The organism is Streptomyces sp. NPDC058001 (assembly GCF_042886315.1).
Lineage (GTDB): Bacteria > Actinomycetota > Actinomycetes > Streptomycetales > Streptomycetaceae > Streptomyces.
The window spans coordinates 188,829-206,647 of the sequence record NZ_JBHVQT010000006.1; the positions used below are offsets into that span (position 1 = coordinate 188,829).

The window sequence follows — 17,819 nt, forward strand, 5'->3', positions numbered from 1 at the left end:
CTCATAGGCTGGGGCGCATGACGGTCCCCGTAGCACTGCTGCTGCTCGGCGCTCTTACCGCCCTTCTCGCGCCGCGGCTGCTCGCGCGGGCCGAGTGGCCGGAGCGCGAACCGGTGGTGGCGCTGTGGGTCTGGCAGTGCGTCGTGGCGGCCGTCCTCCTCTGCTGTGCGCTGGCGATGGCGCTGAGCGCCGCAGCGGCCTGGCACGCGGTACGCGGACAGTTGTTCGCTCCCGCGCCAAGCGGTGTCGTGGACGCGTACGCGCTCGGTACGACGGGCCCCTGGGCGGCGACGACCGCTGTCCTGCTCGCCTGCGGGGGCGCCTGGACGGCGGTGATGCTGACCCGCGAGATCCTCGGCGCGCGGGCCCGGCGCAGGAGGCAGCGCGCCGAACTCCTCGTCCGCTCCCCGCTGTTGCCCGGTGAGGAGGCGGGCAGTGACCGGCTCGTCGTCCTTGAGGGCAACCGTCCCGACGCCTGGTGGCTGCCGGGTGCCGCGCCCCAACTCGTCATCACCACAGGCGCGTTGCGCCGCCTCAAGGGGCGGCAACTGGACGCCGTACTCGCCCATGAGCAAGGGCACGCGCAGGCACGGCACGACTGGTTGCTGCACTGCTCGGCGGCGCTCGCGTACGGCTTTCCGCAGGTCCCGGTGTTCGCCGCGTTCCGTGACGAGATGCACCGGCTGGTGGAGTTGGCGGCCGACGACGTCGCCTCGCGGCGCTTCGGGCGGCTGACGATCGCGCTGGCCCTGGTCGAACTCAACGAGGACCGGGGCGTGTTCGGGCCCTGCCCGACGCCACAGGCACATGTGCCGCAGCGCGTGCACCGGTTGCTCGCGCCCCGGACCCGGCTCACGCCCGCGCACCGGCTGCGGTTGACGGCGGCGGCGGCCCTGGTGCCCGTGGTGCCGCTGCTGGTGGCGTTCGTGCCCGGATTGCGGGCGCTGGGATAGCCTCCGCGGGTGCCCGTCGAAGAGGATCACCCCAGGAGCACGGCGCCGACCGACTCCCCCGCACCACCGCCGTCACCGGCGCTTGCCTCCCCGCCTCTCCCGTCACCGTCGCCTCTTCCGCAACCGCTCCCACCCGCCGTGAGGGCCACGCGCGCCGCCCTCGGCCTCGCTCTGCTCTCCGCCGTGCTGCTGCTTCTCGTCGCCCTGCGCTGGAGTCCGCTGATGGACGCCGACGGCTCCCTCGCGCGCGAGGGGCACCGGTGGGCCGTGTCGGAGCGGGGCGTGACCCATGTGAACCGGGTACTGACGGACTGGGTGTGGGACCCGTGGACGATGCGGGCACTGGTCGCGGCGGCCACGCTCTGGCTCCTCTCGCGCAAGGCGTGGTGGCTCGCCCTCTGGATCACCGTGACATGCGTCCTGGGCACGGTCCTGCAGCAGTCCCTCAAGGCCGCCCTCGACCGGGACCGCCCGGTGTGGCCCGACCCGGTGGACTCGGCGCACTACGCGGCCTTCCCGTCCGGTCACGCGATGACGGCGACCGTCGTCTGCGGACTGCTCCTGTGGGTCCTGCACCTGTACGGCGCGGGCCGCGTCCTGTGGCGTACCGCCGTCGCCGTCGCGGCGGTGTCCGTCGCCGGGGTGGGCCTGACCCGGCTCTGGCTGGGCGTGCACTGGCCGTCGGACGTGCTCGGCGGCTGGCTCCTGGGTGCCCTGATGGTGACGCTGGCCATCGCCTCTTACAGCAAAGTGCGGGGCTCCGCGCGTACTTGACCCGACGCGCCCCGACGTCGAAGCATCTCCCCCATGACGATCAAAGGCGTGCTCTTCGACTTCTCCGGCACACTGTTTCGCGTCGAGTCCACCGAATCCTGGCTGCGCGCCGCCCTCGACGCATCCGGAACCGCCGTGCCCGAACCGGAGTTCACGCGGCTGAGCGCGGAGCTGGACGCCGCGGGGGCACTGCCAGGCGGGGCCTCACCGGCGCGGGTGCCTGACGGCCTGACGGAGGCGTGGGCGAGCCGGGACCGCAGTGCCGAGCAGCACCGGGCGGCGTACACGGGCCTCGCGCGGCAGGTGCGGCTGCCCGGTACCGGCCTCCATGACACCCTGTACGAACGCCACATGACGCCGGCCGCCTGGCAGCCCTACCCGGACACGTTCGAGGTCCTGGACGGGCTACGGGCGCGCGGTGTCCCGGTCGGTGTGGTGAGCAACATCGGCTGGGACCTGCGGCCCGTGTTCCGCGAGCACGGCCTGGACCCGTACGTCGGCGCCTACGTCCTGTCCTTCGAGCACGGCATCCAGAAGCCCGATCCCCGGCTCTTCGGCGCCGCCTGCGACGCACTGAACGTCGACGCGCGGAACGTGCTCATGGTCGGCGACGACCGCCACGCGGACTGCGGCGCGACCGCGCTCGGCGGCGCGGTGCACTTCGTGGACCACCTCCCGGCGCGGGACCGGCCCGACGGGCTGCGGCCGGTCCTCGACCTCATCGACTGAGGCGGCGACCCCGTCGGCGCTCCCACGACAGGTTGAGGCGACAACCCCACCGGCTGACGCGAACCACGCGCGCGGGAGTCCACGCCACCGCCGGAAGCGTTCACGCGCGCGAGGCGCCCACCACCCTCCCCACGCGCGGTGGTCACGTCTCGCGTCCGCACGCCCCGGAGTGGTCGCACAGCGGCAGCCGCGCACTGCTCCCGCAGCCGCACAGGGTGACCCGGGTCTCGGTCCACTCGGTGCCGTCCGGGGCCGCGATCCGCAGATCGCCGCGGACCTCGATCCGGCCGTCCGACGCGCGGGCGACGATGGTGGGCGCGTCGGGCGACTCGTCCGGGCCCTCGGCGAGCGTGTACTGGAGCGCGCCGGACGGCCAGCGCCGCACCACGTCGGCGACCTCGGGGGCGGGCGCCGCGTCGGGGTCGATCCAGGGGCGGCGGGCGGTGTCGAAGACCCGGGGAAGCCCGCGTACGCACTCCGCCGCGTGCAGACAGCGCCAGGCGTCGAAGGTGACGGTGATTCCCTGGCCCTCGTACGCCTTGCCCTCGTACGCCTTCCCGCGCCCGGTGTCCGTGCCGGGCCGGGGCGCCGGGTCCCGCGTCCCGTGTCCGACCGGTCGGTCCGCGCTCACGACCTGCGGCTGCCGACCCGCACGACCGGGAACCGACTCCCACCGCACACGGCTCGCAGCCGACTCCCGCCCCTCACGACTGGTACCCCTCGACCTCCGGGGCCGGCCGGACCGCCGCCTCGTCCGGGTTCTCGCCGAACTCGGACTTGGCGCGCCGCTGCCTGAGCAGGTCCCAGCACTGGTCGAGTTCCCGCTCCAGCTCGGCCAGCCGCGTGTGCTCCGTCGAGCTGTCGATCCGCCCGGCGGCGAGCGATGACCGCAGGGCCCGCTCGTCCTCGACCATCGCCGTGATCCGGGCGAGGATCTCCTCTTGATCCATGTCGTCGCCTCCTCGGTTCTGCCCACTCTAAGGAGGCCGTGGGCGTCGCGCGAGAAGAGCGGCCACGGGGTACCCCGGGCGGCGGCGCGGCCCCTGCCCGCACGGACGATCCCCCGCGTCGCCCGTGCGGACAGCGACCCCGTCCGGGGACCCCCGAGGGATCGCCGAACGTCCGCGCTGAGTATATTGGCTGGGAGCCAGTCAACGCAGGAGTACAGGATGTCCCCGCGCAGCCCGTCGGTCAATGAAGAGTTGCGTCGGCGTTCCCGGGAGCGGTTGCTCCAGGCGGCCGTGGAGCTGGTCGACGAGCACGGGTACGAGGCCACGACACTGGCCGACATCGCCGATCGCGCGGGTTCCGCGCGCGGGCTCGTGTCGTACTACTTTCCCGGGAAGCGGCAGCTGGTCCAGTCGGCGGTGCACCGGCTGATGCACCGCACACTCCAGGCGGGTCTGGAGCGGGAGCCGCGTACCGAGGACGGCTCGGAGCTGCTGGCGCGGGCGATCGACGCGATCCTGGGCCTGGCACGGGACCGGCCGGTGCTGATGCGCACGCACATGGCCGGGATCCTCCAGGCCGAGGGCTTCGTACGCTGTCCGGAGCAGCAACGGCTCGCGGAACTGCTGCGCGACACCGTGGCACGTCATGGCTCACCGGCCGCCGAGCGGGACTATCCACTGCTCCGGGCGCAGCTGATGGGCGCGGTGTTCGCGATCCTGCTGCCCGGCGCCCCGATGCCGATGGCGGTCATGCGGGCGGAGCTGTTCCAGCGCTACGGGCTGGCGTGGGAGCGGGGCGTCCCGCCGGACGACGAGCCGCCCGGCGGGACGCGTGCACAGCGTCTCCCGGATCTCTCCGGGTACTTCGACACGGAGCCGACGTAAACCGGCACAGAGTCGGGGTACGACCGGTCAGATACGACGCGACCGGTCAGATACCGCTGGTCAGGTGGCCGGTCAGTCGAAGTAGTCCGGCTGGGTCTGGACGTTCAGCTCGTCCAGCCTGACGTGCTTGGCGGGGTCGGTCCGCCGGTCGCTCAGCTTCAGTACGTCGAAGCCCTTCGCGATGTCGTTCGAGTAGATGTAGCCGTTGTAGTAGTACGCCGACCACGAGCCGCCGGTCGTCATGGTGTCCGTGGTGAGCGGGCCGCGCTCGAAGTAGCCGATCTCCTTCGGCTTCGTCGAGTCGGTGAAGTCCCAGACCGAGACACCGCCCTGGTACCACGCCTGGACCATGATGTCCTTGCCCTTGACCGGGATCAGCGAGCCGTTGTGGGCGACGCAGTTCTCGGTGCTCGCCTGGTGGCGCGGGATCTTGTAGTAGCTGCGGAACACCAGCTTGCGGTGGTCACCGCGGCCGACGATGTCGTAGATGCCGTTCGCGCCGCGCTTCGGGCCGATGGCCTCGTTGCAGGTCGCGGCGCCGCCGCCACCCAGCTCGTCGGTGAAGACGACCTTGTCGGCGTCCTGGTTGAAGGTCGCCGAGTGCCAGAACGCGAAGTTGACGTTGTCCTGGACGACGTCGATGACCTTGGGGTGCTCCGGGTCCTTGATGGACATCAGGATGCCGTCGCCCATGCAGGCACCGGCGGCCAGGTCCTTCGACGGCAGCACGGTGATGTCGTGGCAGCCGGTCGTCTTGGAGACGCCCGGGTTGGTCGGGCCGCCGGGGTTGCCGCCGCCGTCCGGACCGTCGCCCGGGAACAGCACCGGGAAGTTCACGACCGCGGCCTTCTCGGGTGCCTTGCGGGGCACCTTGATGATGGAGATCCCGTCGTGCGGCGGCTGGCAGTCCGGGAACGTCACGCTCGGCGAGTACGAGGAGACGTAGATGTAGACGTTCTTGCGGTCCGGCACCAGCGAGTGCGTGTGCGAACCGCAGGCCGTCTCGACGGCGGCGACGTACTTCGGGTTGCGCTTGTCGCTGATGTCGAAGACCTTCATGCCCTCCCACGAGGACTTCTCGGTCGCGGGCTGGCTCGTGCTGGCGCACGAGTTGTCGCTGCGCGAGGAGTCCGTGGACAGGAAGAGCAGGTCTCCGGAGACCGAGATGTCGTTCTGCGAGCCGGGGCACAGCACCTGCGACACCGTCTTCGGCGCCTTCGGGTTGCTGATGTCGAAGATCCGGAAGCCGTCGTAGTTGCCGGCGAAGGCGTACTTGCCCTGGAAGGCGAGGTCCGAATTGGTGCCGGGCAACGCGTCCTTGGGGATGTTGACCAGGTGCTCGATGTTGTCGGAGGTGACGATCTCGTCCTGTGCGGGTATGTCCCCGTCGGCTATGGCCGCGCGGGTGTCGGCGGCCACGCTCTTCGATACACGCTCTGTTGACGGAGCGTCACCGGGGTCGGGCGTCGCGACCGCGGGTGCGGCCGTGAGCAGCGCGGCGAGAAGCCCGGTCGCCACCGTGGCAACTCCGAGGCGTCTACGTCTCGTTCGGGGGTTGTTCAACAGGGTCACTGCTTCCTCCCTCTTCACCGTCCGCGTTGGAACGGTTCACGGACAAACGAAGTATGGTCTTCCGCATGCACATATCAACAGACGGCAACGAACTCGTCATCAATGTTTTCGATCACTGCCGTAAGGAATCGTGCTAGGACGGACATCGAACGTCGCAGGTCCCCAACTTCCGTCGCGCCGCTGGAGGATGCAGTGCCCCATCGCCGTACCGCTCGTCGTCGTCCCCTCAGCGGTCGTGCCGTGTCCCCGGGGGTCCGGCGCGCGCCGCTGCTGGTCCTGTCGTGCGCGGCGCTGGTCCTCGCGCTCGGCGCGTGCGACTCGGGGAGCGGCTCGGACGAGGGCACCTCGGGTAAGGCGGCGCCCGGACCGTCCGTGATCGCGCCGGGCAAGCCGGGTGAGGCGGCCGAGACGCTGTCGGCGGCGGACGCCATGAAGCGGAAGGGCGACGACAAGCCCAACTCGGCCGATTTCAGCTATGTGCAGATGATGATCGAGCACCACGGGCAGGCCCTGGAGATGACCGGGCTGGTCGCGAAGCGGGCCGCGTCGGGCAAGGTGAAGCGGCTCGCCGAACGCATCGCCTCCTCGCAGGGACCGGAGATCGACGCGATGGACAGCTGGCTGAAGAACAACGGCGGGGAGCGCGAGGAGAAGTCGTCCGGGCACGACCACCATGCCGCGATGCCCGGAATGGCGTCGGAGACCCAGCTCACCACCCTGAGCTCGGCCCGCGGCAAGGCGTTCGACGAGCTGTTCATCAAGCTGATGATCACCCACCACGAGGGCGCGATCACGATGGCCACGGATGTGCTGGGGCAGGGCAACAACGTCCTGGTCGAGGAGATGGCCAACGACGTGATCGCCCAGCAGACGAGTGAGATCGGCCGGATGCGCGGCATGCCCTGACGCGCCGGACGCGCGACATGCCTGACACGGCAGGGCATCTCCCCTTGCGGCCCTCGGAGTGCCATGCTGAAGGGGACACCGGTCACTCTCCGTGGCCGCTCGCGGAAGGGAGTTCCGCCGTGCTCCAGGTCGCCGTCGTCGGTTCGGGCCCGAGCGGGGTCTACACCGCCCAGACCCTTGTCCAGCAGGATCCTGACGTACGGGTCGATGTGCTGGACCGGCTGCCCTGCCCGTACGGGCTCGTGCGCTACGGCGTCGCACCCGACCACGAGAAGATCAAGTCCCTCCAGAACAATCTCCGGACGGTCCTGGAGAACGACCGGGTGCGCTTCATCGGCGGGGTCGAGGTGGGCCCCGACGGGCTGACCCCGGAGCGGCTGCGGGAGCTGTACCACGCGGTCGTGTACTGCGTCGGAGCGGCCACCGACCGTCGGCTCGGCATCCCCGGCGAGGACCTGCCGGGAAGCTGGTCGGCCACGGAGTTCGTGTCCTGGTACAGCGCGCACCCGGACTCCACCCAGGACGCTTTCCTGCGGGACGCGCGCTCGGCCGTGGTCATCGGCGTGGGCAATGTCGCCGTGGACGTGACCCGCATCCTCGCGCGCGGGGTCACCGAACTGCTGCCGACGGACATCCCGCAGGCGGCGCTCGACGCGCTCGGCGCGAGCCAGGTCCGCGAGATCCAGATGGTGGGTCGGCGCGGCCCCTCGCAGGCCAGGTTCACCACCAAGGAGCTGCGTGAACTCGGCGCTCTGCCGGATACCGACATCGTGGTGGACCCGGCCGAGCTGGCCCTCGACCCGGCGTACGCCGACCCGTCCGGGCTGCCCGCCGTGCAGCGGCGCAATGTCGAGGTCCTGCGCGGCTGGGCCGAGCGGCCCGCGCGCGGTCACACCCGGCGCATCAGGCTCCGGTTCTTCCTGCGTCCCGTCGCGCTGGTCGAGGACGCGGGCCGGGTCGGCGCGGTCCGCTTCGAACGGACAGCGCCGGACGGACAGGGCGGGGTGACGGGCACGGAGCGGTACGAGGACATCCCCGCGCAGTTGGTACTGCGCTCGGTCGGATATCGCGGAGTGCCGCTGGCGGGGCTGCCGTTCGACGCCCGCCTCGGGACGGTGCCGCATCGGGCGGGACGGGTGGTACGGGGGCCGGAGGGCGCGGCGGCGGCGGACATGTCCGTGTCACCGGGTGAGTACGTCGCCGGGTGGATCAAGCGCGGCCCCACGGGAGTCATCGGCACGAACCGGCCGTGCGCCAAGGAGACCGCCCTGTCGCTGCTGGCGGACGCGCCGGCCCTGCTCGCCCGGGGACCGCTGCCCGATCCGCTCGACGCGATGCGGGAGGCGGGGCTGCGGCCCGTGGAGTGGACGGGCTGGCGGGCGATCGAGCGCGCGGAGGCCGAACTGGGCGCTTCACTGGGGCGCGGCGTGGTGAAGCTGCCGGACTGGGACGCGCTGATGACGGCGGCGCGGAGTGGGCCGGCGTAGGCGCTTCGCGGCGACGGGGGGCGGCACCCGTGGGGAGCCGTCAGCTCCCGCCGACGCGGGCGGGCTGCCGGGTGGCCTGCCGGGTGTCTTGCAGGGCGGCCGACGCGAGGACGCTGTCGATCAGGCCGGGGAACAGCGCGTCCAGGTCGGCCCGGCGCAGCCCGTTCATCTTGGCCGTGCCCTGGTACGTCTGCTGGATGACCCCGGACTCGCGCAGCACCCGGAAGTGGTGCGTGGTGGTCGACTTGGTGACCGGCAGATCGAAGTGCGAGCACGAGAGCACACCGCCGTCCTCGGCGATCTCCCGTACGACCCGCAGACGCATGGGGTCGGCGAGCGCGTGGAGGACGCCTTCGAGGCGGATGTCCTCGCGGCCCGGATGCGCGAGTGCGCGGCTGGTGGCTGCGGTCGTCACTGCGGCTCTCCTTCGTCGGGAGGGTGGCGGGAGGGCATCGGGAGGGTCCGGTGCGCCGGGTTCGGCTCCGGCCCGTTCGGTTGTACGAGACTCATCGTAGTTTGACATTCACCGTACTACGAGGTCTATCGTACAACCGGAAGGCGGTCGCCATATCGGGCGATGCGCCCTCCCGGGTCGTACTCCCGTGCCCCCATGATGAATTGGAGTCTGCCGTGAGCGTACTGTTCGAGCCCTGCACCCTGCGATCGCTGACCATCCCCAACCGCGTCTGGATGGCGCCGATGTGTCAGTACTCCGCGGAACTGTCGGGGCCGGACGCGGGCGTGCCGAACGACTGGCACTTCACCCACTACGCGGCACGGGCCGTGGGCGGTACGGGCCTGATCCTCGTCGAGGCGACCGCCGTCAGCCCCGAGGGCCGTATCTCCCCGGCGGACCTGGGCATCTGGAACGACACACAGGTCGAGGCGTTCCGCAGGATCGTCGCCTTCCTCACCTCGCAGGGCACCGTGCCCGGCATCCAGCTCGCCCACGCGGGTCGCAAGGCATCGACCGGCCGCCCCTGGACCGGCGGCGGGCCGCTCGACGCGGGGTCGGGTGCCTGGCCGACGCTCGCGCCCAGCGCGGTTCCCTTCGACGAGGGCTACCCGGTGCCGGCCGAACTGACGGTGAAGGAACTGCGGGCGATCGTGGGCCAGTTCGCGGACGCCGCGCGCCGGGCGCTCGACGCGGGGTTCCGGGTCGCCGAGGTGCACGGCGCGCACGGCTATCTGATCGGCCAGTTCCTGTCGCCGCACTCCAACCAGCGCACCGACGCGTACGGCGGCTCCTTCGAGAACCGGGTCCGCTTCGCCCTCGACGTCGTCGACGCGGTACGGGAGGTGTGGCCGGACGACCTGCCGCTGTTCTTCCGAGTCTCGGCCACCGACTGGCTGGAGGAGAACGGCTGGACCGCCGACGACACCGTCCGCTTCGCCGCGCTCCTCAAGGACCACGGTGTGGACCTGCTCGACGTGTCCACCGGCGGCAACGCCGCCAAGGTCCGCATCCCCGTCGGCCCCGGCTATCAGGTGCCCTTCGCGGCCCGCGTCAAGGCCGAGACGGAACTGCCGGTCGCCGCCGTCGGTCTGATCACGGACCCGGAGCAGGCCGAGAAGATCGTCGCCAACGGCGAGGCCGACGCGGTACTCCTCGGCCGTGAGCTGCTGCGCGACCCGTCCTGGGCCCGGCGCGCCGCCCGCACGCTCGGCGGCGAGGTGCACGTGCCACCGCAGTACCACCGGTCCGTCTGAGGTCCACCGGAACCGTCCGGTCCGCCCCCGCTTTCCGGCCCCGTCGGTCGACTAGCGTCGGACCTGTGGACGAGATGGCCGGACCGGACGCACCCGCCGCACTGACCGACGTCATCGGGCGCCGCGCCGTCGTGCTCGACGGCGGGCTGTCCAACCAGCTCGCGGATGCCGGGCACGACCTGGCCGACGACCTGTGGTCGGCCCGGCTGCTCGCCGACCGGCCCGACGCGGTCGTCGCCGCCCATCGCGCGTACTACGCGGCGGGCGCCGAGGTCGCGATCACCGCGAGCTATCAGGCGACCTTCGAGGGTTTCGCCCGGCGTGGCATCGACCGGGCGGGGACCGCCGTACTGCTGCGGTCGAGCGTCGCCCTGGCACGCGAGGCGGCGCGCACGGCCCCTGGCGCCGGCCCCCGGTGGGTGGCCGCGTCGGTCGGCCCGTACGGCGCGATGCTCGCGGACGGCTCCGAGTACCGGGGGCGCTACGGCCTGACCGTCGACGAACTGGAGCGTTTCCACCGGCCCCGCGTCGAGACGCTCGCCGAGGCCGCGCCCGACGCACTGGCTCTGGAGACGGTCCCGGACACCGACGAGGCCCGCGCCCTGCTGCGCGCGGTACGGGGCCTGGGGCTGCCCGTATGGCTGTCGTACAGCGTCAGCGGTGACCGTACGCGCGCGGGGCAGCCGTTGGCCGATGCCTTCGCGCTCGCGGCGGACGCGGACGAGGTGATCGCGATCGGCGTGAACTGCTGCGCCCCCGAGGACGCCGACGCGGCGGTGGCCCTGGCCGCCCGCATCACCGGGAAGCCGGTGGTCGTCTATCCGAACAGCGGCGAGTCCTGGGACCCGGTGCGCCGCGCCTGGTACGGACCGTCCCGTTTCACGGCGGCACGGGTCGCCGGCTGGCGGGCGGCGGGGGCCCGGCTCATCGGCGGATGCTGCCGGGTGGGCCCGGGGGCCGTCGCGGACGTGGCGGCGGCGCTGCGCTGACGACGCGGATCCGGCGGCAGTGTACTGCGGCCGTCGCAACGGCGAAGTGCGCGCAGCGGCCGAAGACGGGGGCAGTTGGCGGCAGTCGGCCTCGTATCTGCCGGACGTTCCGTGCGTGCGGGCCGCAGTCGCGGTGTAACAGGCAGCGACATAGGGCGAGTTCGGCCATCACGTCCGAAAACAGACGTGATGAAAAACATCATCAACTCTTCATTCTCTTTCGAAACCTTCACAGGCTCTGAACCGTATTCCTAAGGGAGGTATCAAGAAACGACACCAGGTGTCCTGGGAAGGAGATCACCGTGGTCCCCGTCTGCCCGTACTGCAAACGCGTGGAGTGCATCTGCCGGGCCCTCGGGGGCGTCATGCCCGGAGGCCGGCCTGACTGTCCCGGGGAGAGGGGCACCGTCGCTCGGCGGTACTCTTCGTGCCGCGTGGGTGAACGGCGAACCACGTGGGTGGACTTACGTACTTGAGACCTCTGGGGGCACGGCCGCGTGGCACCACGACCCTTGCACGACATCGTCGAACCGGGCTGGGCGAAAGCCCTGGAACCGGTGGCCGGCCGGATCTCCGAGATGGGGGACTTCCTCCGCGCGGAAATCGCCGCGGGCCGTACATATCTGCCCGCCGGCGCGCATGTGCTGCGGGCGTTCCAGCAGCCGTTCGACGAGGTCCGGGTCCTCATCGTGGGGCAGGACCCGTATCCCACGCCGGGGCACGCCGTCGGGCTCTCCTTCTCCGTGGCGCCCGAGGTGCGCCCGCTGCCCGGCAGCCTGATCAACATCTTCCGTGAGCTGAACACGGACCTGGGACTTCCGCAGCCGTCCAACGGTGACCTCACGCCGTGGAGCCGGCAGGGCGTGCTGCTGCTGAACAGGGCGCTCACGACGGCGCCCCGGCGGCCCGCCGCCCATCGCGGCAAGGGCTGGGAAGAGGTCACCGAGCAGGCCATCCGGGCGCTCGCCGAGCGCGGCCGGCCGCTGGTGTCGATCCTGTGGGGCCGCGACGCGCGTAACGCCGGCCCGCTGCTCGGCGAGTATCCGTCGGTCGAGTCGGCGCACCCCTCGCCGATGTCGGCGGACCGTGGCTTCTTCGGCTCGCGCCCGTTCAGCCGCGCCAACGATCTGCTGACCCGGCAGGGCGCTGAGCCGGTGAACTGGCAGCTGCCGTGACGGACACCGCACCCGGTACCGGACCGGCCGACTCACCGGCCGACGCATCGGTCAACTCACCGGCCGGCCCACCGTCCGGGGCAGAGTCCGGGGCTCCGGGTGCCGTGCTCGCCGTCGACTCCGGCGGTTCCGGGCTGCGGGCCGTCATCGCCGTGGCCGGAGTCGCCCGTACCGCGCCCGTGACCTCGGCGGAGCCCGTCCGTACCGGCCCACGTGGCATCGACCCCGGGCATCTCCTCGACCAGCTCCTGCCCATGGCGGACCGTCTGCTGCGCGCGGCGGGCGCGACCGAACTGCGGGCCGTGGCCATCGGCGCCACCGGTATGGCGACCCTCGGCGACGCCGTGCGCGCCGAACTGCCCGCCGCCCTCGCGAAGGAGCTGGGCGTACGGCGGCTCGCGCTGGCCGCCGACGCGGTCACCGCGTACGCGGGCGCGCTCGGGCACCGGCCCGGCGCGGTCGTCGCCGCGGGCACCGGGATGATCGCCCTCGGCACCGATCTCAGCGCCTGGCAGCGGGCCGACGGCTGGGGTCATCTCCTCGGCGACTGCGGCGGCGGATCGTGGATCGGGCGGGCCGGACTGGAGGCCGCGATGCGCGCGTTCGACGGACGGCGAGGCGGTTCGGCCGCGCTGCTCGCGCGCGCGGAGGAGATGTTCGGCCCGGCCGGAGACCTTCCCGGGCAGCTCTACCCGCGCACCGACCGTCCCGCCGTGCTCGCCTCCTTCGCCCCTCAAGTCGCCGCCTGCGCACCCCTCGACGCGGTCGCGGCCGGCATTCTGCGCGCCGCGGCCACGCACATCGCCGAAGCGGTGGCGGCCGTGTCCCCCGCCTCCGGACCCTGTGATGTCGCGCTGACGGGCGGGCTGTTCAAGATGGGCGAGCCGCTACTCGCCCCGGTCCGGGCCGAGTTGGCGAAACAGCTTCCGCACGCACGGGAGATCCCCGCCGAAGGCGACCCACTGCACGGCGCGGTGCGGATCGCGTCCGACCTCGCGGCGGGCGGGAGCACGGGCGGGAGCACACTGCCCCATGACGGCAGGATGCTGTACATCCGCACGGAAAACGACAGTTGATGCTTACCCTTCCGTACCGCACTGATCAGACATATACGGACGGATACCGCTCACCTGCACCCTCCCCGAACAGGGGAACCCTTGAAGCCAGTAGCATGCGGCGCCATGAGCACCCCCACTGGGCCAGCATCCGGCCTGCCCGTACGAATGCCGCGACCCCGACAGTCAGGACGGCACCGCCGCCCTGAACCCGTGGTGGCGCCCGAAGGTGCGCCCGCGCTCGTGCTCGCGGTCCCGGGCACGCCCAGTGGCACCACCCGCAGCCTCGCCGAGGAGGTCGTGAGCATCGCCCGCTCCGAGCTGCCCGGCCTCGACGCCCGGATCGGTTACCTCGACGGGGACGACGGCGAGTTCCCGTCCCTCCAGGCCGTGCTCGCGCACGCCGCCCAGGAGCGCACCGCCCGCTTCGAGCAGGCCCGCGCCGCCGGTGCCGACGTGACCGAGCCGGACGGCCCCGCCGCGGTCGTGGTGCCGCTGCTCGCGGGCCCGGACGCCGCGCTGCTGCGCCGGGTCCGCCAGGCCGTCATGGACAGCCACAGCGCGGCGGAACTGACCGATGTCCTCGGGCCGCACCCGCTGCTCGCGGAGGCGCTGCACGTCCGGCTCTCCGAGGCGGGTCTGGCCCGTGCCGACCGCGCCCGGCTGTTCACGGTGGCCACGGCCGCCGACGGCATCATCCTCGCCTCGGTGGGCGGCGAGGAGGCCGTGCAGGCCGCCGGGATCACGGGCATGCTGCTGGCCGCGCGGCTCGCGGTGCCGGTGATGGCGGCGGCGCTCGACGACGAGGGGGCCATCGCGGCCACGGCGGAGCAGCTGCGGGCGTCGGGCTCGTCGCAGTTGGCGCTCGCGCCGTATCTGATCGGCCCGGAGATCGACGCGACGCTCGTCGAGGAGGCAGCGCGCGAAGCGGGGTGCTCCGCCGCCGAATCCCTCGGCGCCTATCCGGCGATCGGCAAGCTGGCCCTGTCCAAGTACACGACGGCCCTGGGCATCGCCCAGCAGCCGACGGGCGCGCCCGCGCACTGACCCGTACCACGCGCCTGTGCGACAGCGGCCGTAGAGCCCGCTCCTGGCCGGGAGCGGGCCCTACGGCCGCTGTCGCACGCGAGCGCCCTGTGGCGTCAGTCGAAGACCACGCACGAGGCGGCGGGCGCGTCCAGGGCGCCGGCCCGGCGCGGGAGCCCGGTCTCCAGGTCGACCTCGAACCAGGTCACGTCGCCGGAGCGCTCGTTGGCCGCGTACAGGTGCCGGCCCGTCGAGCCGAGGGCCAGATCGCGCGGCCAGTGTCCGCCGCACGGCACCGTCGCCAGGAACCGCAGCCGCTCCCCCGCCTCCTCGACGGCGAGCACCGAGACGACGTCCTCGCCCCGCGTCGCGGTCCAGACGAAACGGCCGTCGGGCGAGGCGACGATCGCGGACGGGTAGGCGTCACCGTCCGGCGCGCCGGGCAGTACGGACGTCTCACCGAGCGGCTTCAGGGCGCCGTCGTCCGCGTCCCAGCGGCAGACGGTGACGGTGGGCGCCAGTTCGTTCAGAACGTATGCGATACCGCCGCGCGGGTGGAACGCCAGATGGCGGGGGCCCGATCCGGGGCGCAGCGCCACCTCGCGGTGCAGGGTCAGCTCACCGCCCGGGTCCAGGGCGCACACCCGCAGGGAGTCGGTCCCGAGGTCCACGCTGACGGCCCAGCGGCCACTCGGGTCGGGCACCACCTGATGGGCGTGCGGGGCCTGTTGACGCTGCGGATGCGGGCCCGATCCCTTGTGCGTGAGCACCGTGGACGGGGCGTCGGCGAGGGTTCCGTCGGGGCGCAGCGGTACGGCGGTGACGCTGCCGGAGCCGTAGTTGGCGATCAGCACATGGCCCGCGTGCAGGGCGAGATGGGTGGGGCCCGCGCCCCGCACCGGGACGGGTGGCGCGGTGAGTTCCGGTGTCGCGCCGGTCACCCGGTACGCGGCGACGGCGCCGTCGTCCGTCTCGCTGACGGCGTAGAGCAGGTCACCGGCCGGGGCGAGCGCGAGGTAGGAGGGGTCGGCGACCGCATCGGTCACGCTGAGGACCGTGAGGGCGCCCGTCGCGTGGTCGACGGCGGCGGTGACGACGCCCCAGCCGCCGGCCGCCGTGAAGGATCCGATGTACGCCCGCCCGGCGTCCGTGCCGCCCACTGCCACTGTGCTGTCCCCTCTCGGCCACCTGTTGGTGCGGCCGACGGTAGCAGCCGGGCGCGAGGGGTCTAGACCAGATCCCCGCCGAAGTCGCCGTATGGCCGCTGGAGATGCCACCGGGTGGTCGAGTGCAGGGCGGACCGGTGTTTCGTGGTGTGCCCGTTCGGGTGGCGCCGGGTCAGACGCGGACCAGGGGTGCGCGGGGGGAGCTGCGCACCGGCGCGGAGAGTGCCGCGAGCGCCCCCTCCAAGCGGTGCAGATGGGCGAGCGCGGGCACGGTGGGAAGGGCGGGCTCCTGAACCGGAGTTCCCGGGGCGCCTCGCGGAACGGCCGCCTCCGCGTCCCCGTACGCCGGTTCCGTCAGGGCTTCGACGGCGGCCTCGACGCGTCGGCACGCGGCGGCGAGCCGGTGTTCGTGGGACGCCTCCGGGTCGGCGGCGACGGAGGCGAGTCCCCGTACCTCGTCCGCGCAGGTGTCGAGCAGGGCGAGGACCTGCCGGGCGCGGGCCTTGCGGGCGCGCAGCGGGCTGAGCGGATGGACGAGCGGGGCGAGCGAGAGCCGTACGCGGCCGAGCAGGGCCTCCAGTTCGGCGACGTGCGCGGCGGGGTCGGCGGTCGCGGACCCCGCGATACGGGCCGTGGCCTCTTCCGTGCAGGCGTGCACGCGGCGCAGGGCGTGTGCGATCCACGCGTGCGTGGTGGTGTGGGTGGTGACCGGCAGCACAAGGAGCACCGCCAGCATGCCGCCGAGCGCCCCGACGCCGGTCTCCAGGAGTCGCAGTGCGAGCAGCGCCGGGTCGAGGACGCCGAGCAGCCCGTAGAGCGAACCGGCGAGTACGGTCACGGCGAGCATCATCCAGGTGTAGGACACGGCGGCCGTGTAGAAGATCCCGAAGACGCTCACCACGAGGAGCACGGCGCTGGGGAGGGGCGCTCCCTGGAGGGGGACGACGGCCACGACGCCGACGGCCAGGCCGATCAGCGTGCCGAGGACCCGGCGGAAGCCGCGGACGAGGGTTTCGCCGCGCGACGCGGTGTTGACGAACATCCACCACGTGGCGCCGACGGCCCAGTACCAGCGCTGTTCGGAGAGCAGTTGGCCCACCATGAGCGCGACGGCGGCGCCCGCGGTCGCCTGGACCGCCTGGCGGGTCGTCGTACGGGCCAGACCACGGCCGATCGGCGGTACCGGTACGACGGGTGCGGGCAGTCGCCGCTCGTAGCACCACAGGCCGAACCGGACGGCCGAGGACATCAGCAGGGAGAGGGCCACGGCGGCGTACAGCTCGGGCAGTTGGCCGGGCACCGTGTGCAGGAACTGGGTGCTGAAGAAGGCCATGAACGCGAACACGCCCAGCGCATGGCCCCGGGGTCCCCAGCGGCGCGCGTACACACCCAGGCCGACGACCGCGAGCAGCGCCAGGTCCCTGGCCACCGGACGGTCGTGCAGTTCGGCGGCGACGGCGAGAACGGGGAGGCCCACCGCGGGCAGCAGCAGGGTGGTGAGCGCCTGGCCGCGCACGGTCGTGTCGGTGACCGTGAACAGTGCGAGGAGGGCCGCGAGGCCACCGGTGACGGCGGCGGCGAGCGAGTACCCGGCGAGACCGCAGGCGGCCACCGCAGCGCCGATGCCGAGGACCGCCCGGACGGCGGCGCGCAGCCGCAGCCGCCCTGGATCCGGCGCCACGAACATCCCCTTCAGCACGGCTTCCGAGCCCCTTCCGCCCGCCCGCGCGACCTGTCTCACGCGGCGCATGAAAAAGGCGCCGCGAATTCCGCAGCGCCATCGACGGAACCATCAGAGCATCCCGGGGCCGCTTGGCTCAACCGGCACCCGATGAGGTGGGCCAATGGCACAGTCACGAGGACGGGTACGGGGCCGGAAACGAGCCAACGGTCAGCGGCCGACTGCGGACGCCCGACCGCCGACGGCCGGGCGGCGAAGTCACGTCGGCGCTACCGACGGAGGGTCGTCAGGCCACCGTCATCACCATCCACACATGGCCGTCCGGGTCCGTGAACGCCCCGATGTACCCCCATGGCTGCCGCGTCGGCTCCGCGACGATCCCGGCGCCGGCGCGGCGCGCCCGTTCCACCAGTTCGTCGACTTCGGTCTCCGTGTCCATGGGCAGAGTGAGCACGCACTCGCTCTGGCGGCGCCCCGCCACCTCGCGGTCGCCGATGATCCAGCCGAAGCCGCCGGTGGGGATCAGCATGACGTTCACGCCCTCGTTGAGGATGAACTGCAACGGCTCGGGAAATCCGTCGTCGGCGATCGGACCGGTGGCGTCGAGGCCGAGTCCGTCGCGGTAGAAGGTGTACGAGGTCTTCCGGTCGGCGATCGGCAGGCTGACGACAACGTGCGGGAAGGACATGGTTGCTCCTGGCGTGCGGTTCGGTGGCCCGGTTCGGCCGTGCGGTGATGTGACCCGCCACCGGGCCGAAAGT

The 17,819-nt window shown here is 72.4% G+C and carries 18 protein-coding genes and 1 pseudogene; 12 read left to right on the forward strand and 7 right to left on the reverse strand.

From position 1 onward, the window contains the following. Positions 1-17 precede the first annotated feature (17 nt). The 3 genes from ACFVT5_RS16380 to ACFVT5_RS16390 all read left to right on the forward strand — a co-directional run bounded on the left by ACFVT5_RS16380 (position 18) and on the right by ACFVT5_RS16390 (position 2,456). The gene (locus tag ACFVT5_RS16380) at positions 18-953 is read left to right on the forward strand and encodes a M56 family metallopeptidase (protein WP_389887186.1); all 936 of its coding nucleotides are present in this window, start codon (positions 18-20) and stop codon (positions 951-953) included. Positions 954-1,091: 138 nt separating this feature from the next. Next, positions 1,092-1,727 carry a phosphatase PAP2 family protein gene (locus ACFVT5_RS16385; RefSeq protein WP_389887188.1) on the forward strand — a complete coding sequence of 212 codons (636 nt, stop codon included), beginning with the start codon at positions 1,092-1,094 and terminating at the stop codon, positions 1,725-1,727. A gap of 33 nt (positions 1,728-1,760) precedes the next feature. Next, positions 1,761-2,456 (forward strand): HAD family hydrolase, encoded by a 696-nt coding sequence (locus ACFVT5_RS16390; RefSeq protein WP_389887191.1) that lies wholly within the window; start codon positions 1,761-1,763, stop codon positions 2,454-2,456. 142 nt (positions 2,457-2,598) lie between these two features. Here the strand turns inward: ACFVT5_RS16390 and ACFVT5_RS16395 are convergent, their stop codons facing one another. Together ACFVT5_RS16395 and ACFVT5_RS16400 are read right to left on the reverse strand one after the other, a co-directional pair. Then, positions 2,599-3,087 carry a (4Fe-4S)-binding protein gene (locus ACFVT5_RS16395; RefSeq protein WP_389887194.1) on the reverse strand — a complete coding sequence of 163 codons (489 nt, stop codon included), beginning with the start codon at positions 3,085-3,087 and terminating at the stop codon, positions 2,599-2,601. Positions 3,088-3,160: 73 nt separating this feature from the next. Next, a complete protein-coding gene (locus tag ACFVT5_RS16400) occupies positions 3,161-3,406 on the reverse strand; it encodes a DUF2630 family protein (protein WP_389887197.1) in 246 nt (81 codons plus the stop codon). A 219-nt stretch (positions 3,407-3,625) separates the two neighbouring features. On the opposite strand from ACFVT5_RS16400, the gene ACFVT5_RS16405 reads away from it, so the two are divergent. Further along, a complete protein-coding gene (locus tag ACFVT5_RS16405) occupies positions 3,626-4,291 on the forward strand; it encodes a TetR/AcrR family transcriptional regulator (protein WP_389887200.1) in 666 nt (221 codons plus the stop codon). A 72-nt stretch (positions 4,292-4,363) separates the two neighbouring features. Here the strand turns inward: ACFVT5_RS16405 and ACFVT5_RS16410 are convergent, their stop codons facing one another. Beyond that, complete coding sequence (locus ACFVT5_RS16410; RefSeq protein ID WP_389887203.1) at positions 4,364-5,863, reverse strand: LVIVD repeat-containing protein; 1,500 nt, start codon at positions 5,861-5,863, stop codon at positions 4,364-4,366. A gap of 240 nt (positions 5,864-6,103) precedes the next feature. Here ACFVT5_RS16410 and ACFVT5_RS16415 point away from each other — a divergent pair, with 240 nt between their 5' ends. Next, positions 6,104-6,769 (forward strand): DUF305 domain-containing protein, encoded by a 666-nt coding sequence (locus ACFVT5_RS16415; protein ID WP_389887205.1) that lies wholly within the window; start codon positions 6,104-6,106, stop codon positions 6,767-6,769. Positions 6,770-6,888: 119 nt separating this feature from the next. Then, entirely contained in the window at positions 6,889-8,256 is a 1,368-nt protein-coding gene (locus ACFVT5_RS16420; protein WP_389887208.1) for an FAD-dependent oxidoreductase, read from the forward strand. 40 nt (positions 8,257-8,296) lie between these two features. Here ACFVT5_RS16420 and ACFVT5_RS16425 read toward each other — a convergent pair whose 3' ends face one another. Continuing rightward, positions 8,297-8,671 (reverse strand): ArsR/SmtB family transcription factor, encoded by a 375-nt coding sequence (locus ACFVT5_RS16425; RefSeq protein WP_389887210.1) that lies wholly within the window; start codon positions 8,669-8,671, stop codon positions 8,297-8,299. A gap of 215 nt (positions 8,672-8,886) precedes the next feature. On the opposite strand from ACFVT5_RS16425, the gene ACFVT5_RS16430 reads away from it, so the two are divergent. From ACFVT5_RS16430 to ACFVT5_RS16455, 6 genes and pseudogenes are all read left to right on the forward strand, one after another. Further along, a complete protein-coding gene (locus ACFVT5_RS16430; protein WP_389887213.1) occupies positions 8,887-9,966 on the forward strand; it encodes an NADH:flavin oxidoreductase/NADH oxidase in 1,080 nt (359 codons plus the stop codon). Between the two features lie 74 nt (positions 9,967-10,040). Next, the gene (mmuM, locus tag ACFVT5_RS16435; RefSeq protein ID WP_389888148.1) at positions 10,041-10,955 is read left to right on the forward strand and encodes a homocysteine S-methyltransferase; all 915 of its coding nucleotides are present in this window, start codon (positions 10,041-10,043) and stop codon (positions 10,953-10,955) included. After that, positions 10,948-11,094 (forward strand): annotated as a pseudogene (locus ACFVT5_RS16440) (exo-alpha-sialidase); the annotation flags it as partial. The gene mmuM and the pseudogene ACFVT5_RS16440, both read left to right, overlap by 8 nt. Before the next feature lie 358 nt (positions 11,095-11,452). After that, positions 11,453-12,130, forward strand: coding sequence for a uracil-DNA glycosylase (locus ACFVT5_RS16445; RefSeq protein WP_389887215.1), 678 nt, complete (start codon positions 11,453-11,455; stop codon positions 12,128-12,130). A gap of 104 nt (positions 12,131-12,234) precedes the next feature. Beyond that, positions 12,235-13,206: an N-acetylglucosamine kinase gene (locus ACFVT5_RS16450; RefSeq protein WP_389888151.1), complete on the forward strand. Its 972-nt coding sequence runs from the start codon at positions 12,235-12,237 to the stop codon at positions 13,204-13,206. 105 nt (positions 13,207-13,311) lie between these two features. Next, positions 13,312-14,232 (forward strand): sirohydrochlorin chelatase, encoded by a 921-nt coding sequence (locus tag ACFVT5_RS16455; RefSeq protein WP_389887218.1) that lies wholly within the window; start codon positions 13,312-13,314, stop codon positions 14,230-14,232. 95 nt (positions 14,233-14,327) lie between these two features. Here the strand turns inward: ACFVT5_RS16455 and ACFVT5_RS16460 are convergent, their stop codons facing one another. The 3 genes from ACFVT5_RS16460 to ACFVT5_RS16470 all read right to left on the reverse strand — a co-directional run bounded on the left by ACFVT5_RS16460 (position 14,328) and on the right by ACFVT5_RS16470 (position 17,746). Further along, entirely contained in the window at positions 14,328-15,377 is a 1,050-nt protein-coding gene (locus ACFVT5_RS16460; RefSeq protein WP_389887221.1) for a lactonase family protein, read from the reverse strand. Positions 15,378-15,549: 172 nt separating this feature from the next. Continuing rightward, a complete protein-coding gene (locus ACFVT5_RS16465; protein WP_389887224.1) occupies positions 15,550-17,076 on the reverse strand; it encodes an FUSC family protein in 1,527 nt (508 codons plus the stop codon). A 268-nt stretch (positions 17,077-17,344) separates the two neighbouring features. Continuing rightward, positions 17,345-17,746: a VOC family protein gene (locus ACFVT5_RS16470; RefSeq protein WP_389887226.1), complete on the reverse strand. Its 402-nt coding sequence runs from the start codon at positions 17,744-17,746 to the stop codon at positions 17,345-17,347. Between the last annotated feature and the right edge of the window lie 73 nt (positions 17,747-17,819).